This is a genomic window from Aeromicrobium sp. (assembly GCF_014378035.1).
Classification (GTDB): Bacteria; Actinomycetota; Actinomycetes; order Propionibacteriales; family Nocardioidaceae; genus Aeromicrobium.
Window position 1 is genome coordinate 1 of record NZ_JACMOM010000078.1, and the last position, 12,363, is coordinate 12,363.

Annotated in this window: 14 protein-coding genes and 1 pseudogene; all 15 read left to right on the top strand. The window is 66.4% G+C overall.

Annotation, left to right across the window (positions count from 1 at the left end):
* Positions 1 to 911 (top strand): annotated as a pseudogene (locus H7290_RS04160) (4Fe-4S ferredoxin); the annotation flags it as partial.
* A gap of 161 nt (positions 912 to 1,072) precedes the next feature.
* Complete coding sequence (gene pdxS / locus H7290_RS04165) at positions 1,073 to 1,921, top strand: pyridoxal 5'-phosphate synthase lyase subunit PdxS (RefSeq protein ID WP_366927598.1); 849 nt, start codon at positions 1,073 to 1,075, stop codon at positions 1,919 to 1,921.
* A 443-nt stretch (positions 1,922 to 2,364) separates the two neighbouring features.
* Complete coding sequence (locus tag H7290_RS04170; protein WP_290512759.1) at positions 2,365 to 2,907, top strand: alternate-type signal peptide domain-containing protein; 543 nt, start codon at positions 2,365 to 2,367, stop codon at positions 2,905 to 2,907.
* A gap of 78 nt (positions 2,908 to 2,985) precedes the next feature.
* Positions 2,986 to 3,555, top strand: coding sequence for a signal peptidase I (locus H7290_RS04175; RefSeq protein ID WP_290512760.1), 570 nt, complete (start codon positions 2,986 to 2,988; stop codon positions 3,553 to 3,555).
* A complete protein-coding gene (locus H7290_RS04180) occupies positions 3,552 to 4,217 on the top strand; it encodes a hypothetical protein (RefSeq protein WP_290512761.1) in 666 nt (221 codons plus the stop codon). Before H7290_RS04175 ends, H7290_RS04180 begins: the two co-directional genes overlap by 4 nt.
* Positions 4,210 to 4,806 carry a TasA family protein gene (locus tag H7290_RS04185; RefSeq protein ID WP_290512762.1) on the top strand — a complete coding sequence of 199 codons (597 nt, stop codon included), beginning with the start codon at positions 4,210 to 4,212 and terminating at the stop codon, positions 4,804 to 4,806. The genes H7290_RS04180 and H7290_RS04185 overlap by 8 nt, the downstream gene beginning before the upstream one ends.
* Positions 4,806 to 5,822 carry a signal peptidase I gene (locus H7290_RS04190; protein ID WP_290512763.1) on the top strand — a complete coding sequence of 339 codons (1,017 nt, stop codon included), beginning with the start codon at positions 4,806 to 4,808 and terminating at the stop codon, positions 5,820 to 5,822. Before H7290_RS04185 ends, H7290_RS04190 begins: the two co-directional genes overlap by 1 nt.
* A gap of 31 nt (positions 5,823 to 5,853) precedes the next feature.
* Positions 5,854 to 6,456: a pyridoxal 5'-phosphate synthase glutaminase subunit PdxT gene (gene pdxT / locus H7290_RS04195; RefSeq protein WP_290512764.1), complete on the top strand. Its 603-nt coding sequence runs from the start codon at positions 5,854 to 5,856 to the stop codon at positions 6,454 to 6,456.
* Between the two features lie 22 nt (positions 6,457 to 6,478).
* Positions 6,479 to 7,240: a YebC/PmpR family DNA-binding transcriptional regulator gene (locus H7290_RS04200; protein ID WP_290512765.1), complete on the top strand. Its 762-nt coding sequence runs from the start codon at positions 6,479 to 6,481 to the stop codon at positions 7,238 to 7,240.
* An 87-nt stretch (positions 7,241 to 7,327) separates the two neighbouring features.
* Entirely contained in the window at positions 7,328 to 7,846 is a 519-nt protein-coding gene (gene ruvC / locus H7290_RS04205; RefSeq protein WP_290512766.1) for a crossover junction endodeoxyribonuclease RuvC, read from the top strand.
* Positions 7,843 to 8,433 (top strand): Holliday junction branch migration protein RuvA, encoded by a 591-nt coding sequence (gene ruvA / locus H7290_RS04210; RefSeq protein WP_290512767.1) that lies wholly within the window; start codon positions 7,843 to 7,845, stop codon positions 8,431 to 8,433. Before ruvC ends, ruvA begins: the two co-directional genes overlap by 4 nt.
* Complete coding sequence (ruvB, locus tag H7290_RS04215) at positions 8,433 to 9,515, top strand: Holliday junction branch migration DNA helicase RuvB (RefSeq protein WP_290512768.1); 1,083 nt, start codon at positions 8,433 to 8,435, stop codon at positions 9,513 to 9,515. Before ruvA ends, ruvB begins: the two co-directional genes overlap by 1 nt.
* A 154-nt stretch (positions 9,516 to 9,669) precedes the next feature.
* Complete coding sequence (gene yajC, locus H7290_RS04220; RefSeq protein WP_290512769.1) at positions 9,670 to 9,987, top strand: preprotein translocase subunit YajC; 318 nt, start codon at positions 9,670 to 9,672, stop codon at positions 9,985 to 9,987.
* Positions 9,987 to 11,651, top strand: coding sequence for a protein translocase subunit SecD (gene secD, locus H7290_RS04225; protein ID WP_290512770.1), 1,665 nt, complete (start codon positions 9,987 to 9,989; stop codon positions 11,649 to 11,651). Before yajC ends, secD begins: the two co-directional genes overlap by 1 nt.
* Positions 11,651 to 12,363, top strand: a 713-nt coding sequence (gene secF, locus H7290_RS04230) for a protein translocase subunit SecF (RefSeq protein ID WP_290512771.1), incomplete at its 3' end; no start/stop codon positions are given. The genes secD and secF, both read left to right, overlap by 1 nt.

A 12,363-nucleotide genomic window follows, 5' to 3' on the forward strand; every position in this document is an offset into this window, starting at 1 on the left:
ACGGCAATGTCGCACTCGACGTCGCACGGATACTGGCCACCGATCCGTCTCGTCTCGAGTCGACCGACATCGCCGACCACGCGCTCGAGGCCCTGCGCATCAGCACGATCCGCGGAGTCGTGCTGCGGGGTCGTCGCGGCGCCGCACAGGCCGCCTTCACGTTGCCGGAGCTCGTCGGCCTGCTGAGCCGCGACGACATTGACATCGTCGTGGAAGGCACTGACCTCGAGGCTCCTTCGGGCGACGCGATGACCGACCGGAAGCTGCAAGCACTCCGTGCGGCCACGACGCGGCCCCGCCGTGCCGGCAACCGCCGCATCGTGTTCCGTTTCGCGACCTCCCCGATCGAGCTGTTGGGTCCTGGCCAGGTGACAGGGGTGCGCGTCCGTCGCAACGAGCTGGTGACGATGGACGGGGTCGTTCGACCGGTGCCGACCGATGAGGTGGAGACGATCGCGACAGGTCTGGTGCTCCGATCAATCGGCTATCGGGGCGTTGCCGTCGCGGGAGTGCCGTTCGATGAGCTGGCCGGAGTCATCCCGAACGTCGGGGGTCGTGTGACCGACGCTGCAGGCACGTATGCAGTCGGCTGGATCAAGCGGGGCCCCAGCGGGTTCATCGGCACCAACAAGTCGTGTGCCCAGGAGACCGTCGACCATCTCGTGGCCGACTTCAACGCCGGTGCCCTTTCTGCACCGTTGGCACCTGCTCGCGAGATCCACGACCTGGTGCGTGCCCGCACGAGCCGGTCAATCGGCCTGAGCGGGTGGCGGGCCATCGACAGGGCGGAGCAGCAGGCGGGCGCGCGGCAAGGTCGGCCGAGGCGCAAGCTCACCCGGGTCGACAGCTTGCTTGCGGCAGCAGAATCTCTGGAACCCCGCCGACGGTTGCGCGACCTCACGCGTCGGTAGGCATCGATGACGGTGTCCAGCCGGTGTCCAGCCGGTGTCCGCCCTGCTCGTCGAAGGGCCGCTCGGAGTAGACTGAAGGCATCATTTGGAGCGACTTCACGAAGGACACAGCAGTGAGCATCGAAGCAACGACGGTCGGCACGTCACGGGTCAAGCGCGGCATGGCAGAGATGCTGAAGGGCGGCGTCATCATGGATGTCGTCAACGCCGAGCAGGCAAAGATCGCCGAGGACGCCGGTGCCGTCGCAGTCATGGCTCTTGAACGTGTTCCGGCTGACATCCGCGCTCAGGGCGGCGTGGCCCGCATGAGCGATCCCGACCTGATCGACGGCATCATCGCCCAGGTCTCCATCCCTGTCATGGCGAAGGCGCGCATCGGCCACTTCGTCGAGGCACAGGTCCTGCAGTCGCTCGGCGTCGACTACATCGACGAGTCCGAGGTACTGACCCCCGCCGACTACGCCAACCACATCGACAAGTGGAAGTTCACAGTGCCGTCCGTGTGCGGGGCGACCAATCTTGGTGGAGCTCCCCGTCGTCTCACCGAGGGTGCCGCGATGATCCGGTCCAAGGGCGAGGCAGGCACGGGCGACGTCTCCAACGCCACGATGCACATGCGCAAGATCGGCGGCGAGATCCGCCGGTTGCAGAGCCTTTCCGAGGATGAGCTGTTCGTCGCGGCCAAGGAGCTACAGGCGCCCTACGTCCTGGTCAAGGAGGTCGCCGAGAGCGGCAAGCTTCCCGTGGTCCTGTTCACCGCCGGTGGCATCGCGACCCCCGCCGACGCGGCCATGATGATGCAGCTCGGTGCCGAGGGCGTGTTCGTCGGATCAGGAATCTTCAAGTCCGGCAACCCCTCCGAGCGGGCTGCGGCGATCGTCAAGGCCACCACGTTCTTCGACGACCCGGACGTCATCGCGAAGTTCTCACGCGGGCTGGGCGAGGCCATGGTCGGCATCAACGTCGACGACATCCCCGAGCCCCACCGTCTGGCCGAGCGCGGCTGGTAGCGCCAAGCTGGCTGCCTCTTTCGTGACGAAAGATCAGTCGAAGGCGTATGATTTTTGCACCACCGGGCTCGAGGTATGGGAGTGCCTCGCGCGGCGGTGGTGATTGAGGGAGCACGGCTCGCACGGCGTTCGTCGTCGGCGGCCGGGTGGCCTCTGTCAGCCTGATCGGGAGGGATTTCCGAGAGGCAGTGGCGGCGGCGGCGTATCCCCTGGAGACTCGTCTCTCACGCCGCCGCCGTCGCGACGGGGGAAAACAGGTCCCGTTGCAGGAGTGACTTAGTACCCTGTCGTCTTGTAGTCAGGATGATTCATGACTCGACGTACCCCGTAGTCAGCACGAGTCATCTTTGCGTCCTGACAATGCCGATTCGCTTCCGGTGCCCTTTAGTGAGTGATCGAAGCGCTGCTGATTTCCAGCCGTGCCCTCACGAATGGATCCCCGCATGAAGAAATCAACCAAGGGTGCACTAGCGGCAGCTGCCGCGGGCACGTTGCTGCTCGGCGGCGCCGGCTCACTCGCCTTCTGGAACGCCACGGCGACCGTCGGCGGCACCACTGTCAACTCCGGTTCGCTCACCCTGTCGGCCGGCAGCTGCTCGCAATTCGTCCTGGACAACGGGGAGGTCGTGGCCGGAGCCAACCTGATTGCCTCGATCGTCCCCGGCGACACGATCACGAAGACGTGCACCTCCAAGATCGGCGCCACCGGCGACCACCTGCGTGCGACGCTCGGCACCAATGCGACTGGCGGCGCAGGCGGTGACCTGACCTCGCACGTCACCGTGAACTCAAGCTTCAAGGTCGCGGGCGCGTCCGTCACCGAGATCACCGAGGGCAACAACGGCGACTCGTTGACCGCGACCATCAAGATCACGTTCCCGTACGGCACCAGCGTCGACAACAGCTCGCAGGGCCTCTCGCTTGCCCTCGCGAACTACGTCGTGACCGCCACACAGGTCCACGGGGCTGACCCAGTAACGCCGTAGTTAGTTGCACAGGGTGCCGGCTTGCGCCGGCACCCTGTCGCTGGACCCGTCGTGTCACGCCGTCGAATAGAGGAATTGATGAAGAGCACTGCAGCCTGGATCGGCCAGGTGATCTCCTGGCTCGTCATCTTTGCGGTGCTCGCTGTCCTCGCGGTCTGCGTCCTGATCCCGCGATTGGGCGGCGGTACCCCCTACACGATCCTGACCGGCTCGATGAGCTCGTCGTACCCGCCAGGCACCCTGGTCGTCACCAAACCGGTCGCGATCAACCAGGTCAACATCGGAGACGTCATCACGTTCCAGGTCGAGACCGGCAAGCCCACGGTGGTGACACACCGTGTCATCGGCACGACGGTGGCAAAGGACGGGACGCCTCGACTCATCACCAAGGGCGACAGCAACGCCTCTCCCGATGCCGATCTCGTCCAGGCCGCGCAGATCAAGGGCACGATGTGGTACGCCGTACCGGTCCTCGGTCGGGCCAACGTCCTGCTCGACAAGTCGCAGCACCAGGTAGTGGCGATTGCCGTCGGCTCGGGACTTCTGCTCTACGCCGCTTTCATGCTCGTGTCTGCGGCTTCTGACACCCGATCGGCCAAGACCTCCCGCCGCCGTGCCGCACGCCAGAAGGGGGAGGTGTCCGCATGAGGAAGTTGTTGCTGTCCGTCGTCTCCGCCCTGGCTGTCGTCCTGGTCGCCGCGCCGCCCGCCTCTGCCGCCGGTGAGCTCGGTCTCAGCCGCAACGGAGTGACGTTCGCCCCGGCCCTCAGCGGCCCGCTCTTCGACGAAGGCATCCGCTGGGTGCCGGGCGACATCAGGAGTGCCACGTTCTACGTCCGCAACCAGGGCGAGGCGCCGGCGCGGCTCACCGTCGACGTCCTGGGGGCCCAGATGTCCGAGCTGCTCGACTCCGGTGACCTTCGCGTCACGGCCAGCGGCGGCGGTGAGTCCCAGACGGTCTCCGACGCGTCCGCGCACCGCCTCCTGACACTGCCGGACCTCGAGGACCGCGAGATCGTGCCGATCACGGTGGCCGTGGAGCTCGTCAAGGACTCGACCAACGAGACGCAGCTCCTCTCGAGCGACTTGACGTTCCGTATCAACCTGCGACAGACCGCGGCAGTCCTGGGCGCCGAACTCGATGGCAACCGCAACGGCAAAAGCAACGGTGACGAGCTTTCGGGCCTGTTGCCCGACACCGGCGCTCCCGCCCCATGGTGGGCCGCCGCACTGGCGGCGATCTCCGTGGGCAGCGGTGCCGCACTACTTCTTTCACGACGCACTCACCCAAAGGGAGCCTCTCATGGCTAAGCACTCCACGTCCCGACTCCGCCGCGCCGGGCAGGGGCTTCGCTCCACTCCCGTGCGAGCGGTCCTCAGCCTCGGTGTGGTGTTCGGCTTCGGTGCCGTCGGCACCCTGGCCTACTACACCGACAACGCGACACTGACCGGTGGCACGTTCACGGCGGGAACCCTCGACATCAAGCTGGACGGAGTGAACAACAACCCGGCCGGATTCACGACGAGCTTTGCCATGAACAACATGCAGCCGGGGGACAGCAAGTCCGCCTCCGTCTCGGTGCAGAACGCCGGCTCGCTCGCCTTCACCTACACCGCCACGGGCACGGCACCAGGCGGCTTGGCACCGAGCCTCGTGTTCCGGGTGTTCGCGGGCGGTACTTTCTCCGGATCGACGTGCACGGGCGGCACGGAGACATTCCCCGCAGCACCACTTGGCACGAGCAACACGTCGGTCATCACGGCGAACCGCCTGATGGCCGCGGGTGGTACTGAGATGTTCTGCGTCACGGCAACGATGCCGGTCGGCACCACCACCGGTCAGGGCCTCTCGACGACGGCCAGCTTCACCTTCAACGCCAAGCAGGTTGGAGCCCCGTAATGAGCGAGCCCCAGATGCGGCTCGGCTATGTGGAGACACCCGAGCCCCCGGAGACCCCGGCCGAGAGGCGCAACCGGCGCCGGCGTGTCGTGTTTTCGCTACGAGCGATTCGCGAGGTCGGCCTGACAGTCGGCGCGATCCTCGGCGTGCTGTGCCTCGTCAGTGGAGGCGCCGCGGTGGCGTTCGACATCAAGCCGATCGTGTTCGAGTCGGGTTCGATGTCACCGGCGATCGACACCGGAGCTCTGGCGATCTCCCGCACCGTGCCGGCATCAGATCTTCAGGTCGGCGATGTGGTCACGGTCCGCACAGGCAAAGGAGTGCGTGTCACGCACCGCATCCAGGACATCAGCCTCGCGAACGGCAAGGCCACGCTCGTGCTCAAGGGCGACGCCAATGGTGTCGCCGACCAGCAGGCGTACGTCGTCGCATCGGCCCCCCGGGTCTTGTTCGACATGCCCAGGGCCGGCTACGTCGTGTCCTTCGTCTCCGGTCCGATCGGCATCTTCGCCGGGGGACTCCTCGTGGGCGTCGTGCTGCTGACGATCTTCCGGCCCGGCAAACCACGCTCTCCGAGCACGGGTGAGGGTAGGCGCAAGGCACTTTCCGTCGCGTCAGTGATCATCATCGGTACATGCGTGACAGGCGTCTTCAGCGGCGCCCAGACCCAGGCGTACTACACCGACAGCGCCACGGCGACGTCCGGCACTTTCAGCCGTGCAGCGGCCGTGACGATCACGAGCTGCGCGACGAGCGGCAACAACCTGACGATCACCTGGACCGCCCCGGTCAGCCCGACCACCTGGCAGTTCCGCTACGTCTACACGACCCCGTCCGGCCTGACGGAAGTCGACGCGTTCGACGGCGGCCTGCGGTCGAGGACGTCAACCACGAACCTCAACAACAAAGCCGGCTCGCTGACCCTCGTCGGCATCTTCCCGGATGGGGAGAAGAAGTCGTTCACCTACACCTTCAGCGGCAACGGAGAAAACAGGTTGTGCCAGCTCCAGACGTGACCGGTCGGGAAGGCACCGTCGATAGACTCAGATGATGCCTTCCCCCTCGATCGGTGTGTTCGCCCTTCAAGGCGATGTCCGAGAGCACCTGGCGACGCTGAAGGCGATCGGCGTCGACGCGTTCACCGTGCGTCGTCCCGAAGAGCTCGCGCGCTGCGACGCCCTGGTCCTGCCGGGCGGAGAGTCGACCACGATGTACAAGCTCGCGCAGACCTTCGAGCTCTTCGAGCCGTTGTGCGACCGCATCCGCAGCGGCATGCCGACATTCGGCACGTGCGCCGGGATGATCATGCTGGCCGACCGCATCGAGGACGGCATCGTCGGTCAGGAGACGCTTGGCGGGCTTGACATCACGGTGCGCCGCAACGCCTTCGGGCGCCAGGTCGACTCGTTCGAGGACGACATCGTGTTCGACGGTTTCGGCGACCCGGTGCACGCCGTGTTCATCCGTGCCCCGTGGGTCGAGGAGGTTGGTCCCGGGGTCGATGTGCTTGCCACCACCCCCTGGGGGGAGGCCGCCGGTAGAATCGTTGCCGTGAGACAGGGCAGCCTGATGGCGACCTCGTTCCACCCCGAGGTGGGAAGCGACGACCGCCTTCACCGCTACTTTGTCGACCAAGTTCTTCAGTCGTAGGGCACAACCGAAGGGAACGTTGATGTCAGGCCACTCCAAGTGGGCAACCACGAAGCACAAGAAGGCCATCGTCGACGCCAGGCGCGGCAAGATGTTTGCCAAGCTTGTCAAGAACATCGAGGTGGCGGCACGCGCAGGCGGCCCCGACCTCGAGGGCAATCCGACGCTCTACGACGCGGTCCAGAAGGCCAAGAAGTCGTCCGTGCCGCTCGACAACATCAATCGGGCCGTCAAACGTGGTGGTGGCCTCGGCGACGACGCCGTCGACTACCTCACGATCATGTACGAGGGCTACGCGCCCGGTGGCGTGGCGCTGCTCGTCGAGTGTCTGACCGACAACCGCAACCGGGCGGCCATGGAGGTTCGCACCGCCATGACGCGTAACGGCGGGACCATGGCAGACCCGGGTTCGGTGTCCTACATGTTCCATCGCAAGGGAGTCATCATGGTCCCGGCCGAGCAGGAGGGCGGCGAGACCAACGAGGATGACGTGCTGCTTGCCGTGCTCGACGCGGGCGCCGAGGAGGTCAACGACCACGACGGGATGTTCGAGGTCATCAGCGAGCCGACCGATCTGGTGGCCGTCCGCACAGCCCTGCAGGACGCCGGGCCCGACTACGACACGGCCGATGCGGCATTCGTGCCCACAATGACCGTCGACGTGGACGTCGACGCGGCCACCAAGATCATGCGTCTCATCGACGCGCTCGAGGACAGCGACGACGTGCAGAACGTCTACGCCAACTTCGACGCCTCCGACGAGGTCATGGCGCAGGTCGAGTAGCCGTCGCGTGCGGCGCGTCGCGTTCGCCGTGACGGACCCGGCGTCTACGCTGTCGAACATGCGTTCGGTCAACGAAGGGGGCGGCACATGAGGGTGTTGGGCATCGACCCCGGCCTCACGCGTTGTGGCGTCGGGGTGGTCGATGGCACGGTGGGACGTCCGCTGACCATGGTGCACGTCGGCGTCGTCCGAACCCCGGCCGACCTCGACACCGCCCGCCGGCTCCATCAGCTCGAGCAGGGCATCGAGGCGAGCGTCCTCGAGCACCGGCCCGACGTCGTTGCGGTCGAGCGCGTCTTCAGTCAGCACAACGTCCGCACGGTCATGGGAACGGCGCAGGCCAGCGGCATCGCGATGCTCGTCGCCGCGCGCCACGGCATACCCGTCTGCCTGCACACGCCAAGCGAGGTCAAGGCGTCCGTCACCGGCAACGGCCGCGCCGACAAGGCGCAGGTCACCCAGATGGTCACCCGGCTGCTGCGCCTGACCGCGGCCCCCAGACCGGCCGACGCCGCCGACGCCCTTGCGTTGGCGATCTGTCACATCTGGCGCGGGGGAGCGCAGTCGCGGATCCAGGCCGCTGTCGACCGGCAGGCGGCGCGATGATCGCCCACGTTCGCGGCACCGTCGCTGTCGTCGGTCTCACCTCGGCCGTCATCGACGTGGGGGGCATCGGCATGCAGGTCATGTGCACGCCCGGCACGATCGCCACGTTGCGCATCGGCCGCGAGGTCCAGCTCTCGACCTCGATGGTGGTGCGGGAAGACTCGCTCACGATCTTCGGCTTCGCCGACACCGACGAGCGCGACATGTTCGAGCTTGTCCAGACAGCGAGCGGGGTCGGTCCCAAGGTGGCGCAGGCCATGCTCGCCGTGCTCGACCCCAGCCGGCTGCGTCAGGCCATCGGCCAGGGCGACCTCGCCACGCTCACCTCGGTGCCGGGCATCGGCCGCAAGGGAGCCGAGCGCATCGTCGTCGAGCTCAAGGACCGCATGGGCGTCACGACGCATGTGTCGTCCGGTGTTCCGACGTGGCGCGCGCAGGTGCACGAGGCGCTGCTCGGGTTGGGCTGGTCTGCCCGTGACGCCGATGCCGCGCTCGAGAGAGTTGCAGACGAGCTCGCACCCAACGCCACTCCCGACGTCTCCACGGTGCTGCGCGATGCATTGCGCACCCTCGCCAAGGCGCGCTGATGCACGACGACGACGACACGTTCGACCGCGAGACTGATGCCTTCGAAGCCGTCGTCGCCGGGGAGGGCCTCGAGGACCGGGCCTTCGATGCCGCGTTGCGTCCGCGGACCCTCGATGAGCTCATCGGGCAGGAGCGTGTGCGCGAGCAGCTCTCACTCATGCTCCAAGCGGCCGTCGGCCGTGGCAGCACGCCCGACCACGTCCTGCTGTCGGGTCCGCCGGGACTCGGCAAGACCACGATTGCCATGATCATCTCCCACCAGCTCTCGGCGCCGTTGCGCATCACCAGCGGCCCAGCGATCCAGCATGCAGGCGATCTTGCGGCGATCCTGTCGGGGATCAATCAGGGCGATGTCCTGTTCATCGATGAGATCCATCGCATGTCACGGCCTGCCGAAGAGCTCCTCTACATGGCGATGGAAGACTTTCGGGTCGACGTCATCGTCGGCAAGGGCCCGGGCGCGACAGCCATCCCGCTGGAGATTCCGCCATTCACGGTCGTCGGCGCCACGACCCGCGCCGGGTTGCTCCCCAGCCCGCTCCGCGACCGCTTCGGGTTCACGGCCCAGCTCGACTACTACGACACCGGCGAGCTGCATCGCATCGTCGATCGCTCGTCGAACCTGCTGAGCCTGGAGGTCACCGACGAGGGTGGTCGTGAGATCGCTTCTCGGTCACGCGGCACGCCGCGCATCGCCAATCGTCTGCTCAGGCGAGTCCGTGACTTCGCCGAGGTGCGGGCCGGGGGAGTCATCGACGAGACCGTTGCCCGTGATGCGCTTGCCCTCTACGAGGTTGACGACCTCGGCCTCGACAGGCTCGACCGGGCCGTGCTCAATGCCCTGTGCCGCAGCTTCGGTGGCGGGCCGGTGGGAGCGTCGACCCTGGCCGTCGCCGTGGGTGAGGAGCGCGAGACCGTCGAAGAGCTCGCCGAACCGTTCCTCGTACGGCTCGGATTCTTGGCCCGGACTCCGCGCGGACGAGTCGCGACCGCCGCAGCGTGGCGCCACCTCGGTCTCCCGGCACCGGTCGGAGTCGAGCAGCTGCCGCTGCCCGACGACCCCGCGTCAGGCGCTCCTTGAGCAACGTGTCGACAGCGTCGCCGTGAGCCGCGTCAGGACCAGGTGCTCGAGGGGCTAAACTTCCCGTTGGCCCGCGGCGTGATCGTTCCCGCAGGCCAAAGACCAGGCCGTCCGCAGGTGGCGGACTTCTCACATTCGTACGGGAGCATCAACAGTGGACAATCTGGGCGCACTCCTGCCCCTCGTGATCCTTGTCATCGCCTTCATCCTTTTGGTGGTGCGCCCCGCGCGGGCCCGCCAGCGTGCGTTTCTCAAGACGCAGGGTGAGCTGGCTGTCGGGAACAAGGTCATGATGGCGAGCGGCATGTTCGGCGAGATCGTGAGCATCGGCGACGACACCCTCGAGCTGCGCATCGCTCCTCAGACTGTCGTCACGATCAACCGGCAGGCGGTGGCTCGTGTCGTGCCGGATGCTGTTGAGCCGGGCGCCCCGCAGGCCGGTATCGACCTCGAGAAGGGCCCCGACGCCTGATGGCCGCCACTCCCAGGCGCAACCCGAAGCCGAAGTCGAAGGGGGGCAGCAACCTGCCGCGTCCGCGGCGGACACTGATCCTCTTCCTCGTCGCGCTGGTCGCCTTGTACGCCCTCGTCGCTCTGCTGGACCTCAACACCAAGAAGGGCGACGACAGTGCGTGGAAGCCCAAGCTCGGCCTCGACCTGCAGGGCGGAACACGCATCATGTTCCAGGCCAAGACCTCCGAGGGTCAGGTCACTGCGGTCAAGCTCAAGCAGGCTCGCGACATCATCGACCAGCGGGTCAATGCGAGCGGTGTCTCCGAGTCGGAGGTGACGACTCAGGGCAAGGATCAGATCATCATCGAGATCCCGGGCCAGAACCAGGCCAGTCTCGTCGACCGTGTCGGAAAGACTGCACAGCTGCGCTTCCGCCTCGTCTGGACGGGCAACCTTGCCAGCGCCACCAAGGCCGTCGACACTTCGGCGCAGAAGACCATCATCGACGGCATCGACTGGAGCAAGCTGTCGCTCGACCAGACCATCAAGGCCGAGACCACTGGCCTCACGTCGCTGCCCAAGGCGTACCAGCCCGGCATCGCGGCACTCCAGGCGCAGGCCAAGGGTTTCGTCTGCAAGTCGAGCGGCCTCAAGATTGACGACGTGGCCAACAAGCCACTCGTCACGTGCGACCCCAAGACCGGTGAGGTCCAGATCCTGAGCCCCACCGTCATCGCGGGTACCGACGTCAAGAGTGCCGCCGCTGTGCTGCCTCAGCAGCAGGTCCAGTGGGTCGTGGCGCTGGCGCTCAAGGGTGAGGGCAAGCAGACGTTCGACACGGTCACGGAGGCGCTCTTCGCCCAGACCAATGCGGGCAAGGACCAGGCCAGTCGGTTCGCGATCGTCCTCGATGGTGAGGTCCTCAGCGCCCCGACGACCGACGGGCACTTCACCGATGGCAAGTCACAGATCTCCGGCAACTTCACTGCTGCGTCGTCGAAAGCCTTGGCCAACCAGCTCAAGTTCGGTGCGCTGCCGCTGACGTTCGGCGTCAACGGTGTCTCTGAGGAGGGCCCCTCCTTGGCCGGCAGCCAGCTGCACGCGGGACTCGTCGCGGGCATCGTCGGGCTGATCCTGGTCGTCATCTACAGCCTCGTGTACTACCGCGGGCTCGGGCTGGTGATCATCGGGTCTCTGGTGGTCGCCTCCGCACTGACCTTCGTCATGGTGCTGCTGCTGGGCAAGGGCGTCGGGTTCACCCTGACCTTGCCGGGCATTGCGGGGCTGATCGTGGCGATCGGCATCACCGCCGACTCGTTCATCGTGTTCTTCGAGCGCATCCGTGATGAGGTGCGTGAAGGCAAGTCGTTGCGCCTGGCCGTCGAGGCCGGTTGGTTGCGGGCACGGGGCACGATCCTGGCCGCTGACGCCGTGTCGATCCTGGCTGCGCTCACGCTGTTCATCTTCGCCATCGGCGTGGTGCGAGGGTTCGCATTCGCCCTCGGGCTCACGACGCTCATCGACGTGTTCGTCGTGTTCTTCTTCACCAAGCCGCTGGTCTCGTTGCTGGCACGCACGAAGTTCTTCGGCCAGGGGCACAAGCTGTCCGGCCTCGACGCTGCACACCTTGGCATCTCCGGCCGCAAGGTCACCGAGATTGCCCGCACCGGAGGGAGAGCCTGATGGGCCGCATCAGCACGTTCGGACAGCACCTGTACGAGGGTCGAGTCTCGTTCGACTTCATCGGACGACGCAAGCTCTGGTACACGATCTCCGCCGGTATCGTCATCTTGGCCGCGCTGGCGTTCGTCCTACGCGGATTCAACTACGGGGTTGAGTTCAAGGGCGGCGTCGAGTTCGCCGCGAAGGTCCAGACCGCCAACGCCGCCACGGTCGACGACATGACGCAAGCCGTCAAGAACGCGAACGTGCCCGAGGCGGGCGACCCGACCGTCACCACGTCCGGTGCCAGCTCCATCCGCATCCAGACACGCACGCTCACGCAGGACCAGTCCACGCAGATCCAGGTCGCCCTGACGAAGGCCGGTGCCACCGAGGTCAGCCAGCTGTCGATCGGCCCCACCTATGGCAAGCAGGTGGCCGACAAGGCACTCACCGGTCTGATCGTCTTCCTCTTCGTCGTGGTGATCTTCATCTGGGCGTACTTCCGTGAGTGGCGAATGTCGGTGGCGGGCATCGTCGCTCTCGCCCACGACCTCGTCATCACGGCAGGGGTTTATGCCCTCTCGGGGTTCGAGGTCACACCAGCGACGGTCACGGGGTTGTTGACGATCCTCGGTTACTCGCTCTACGACACTGTCGTCGTGTTCGACAAGGTCAGGGAAAACACGCGGGGCATCCTCAAGTCGACGTCGCGCACCTACGCGGAGCAGGC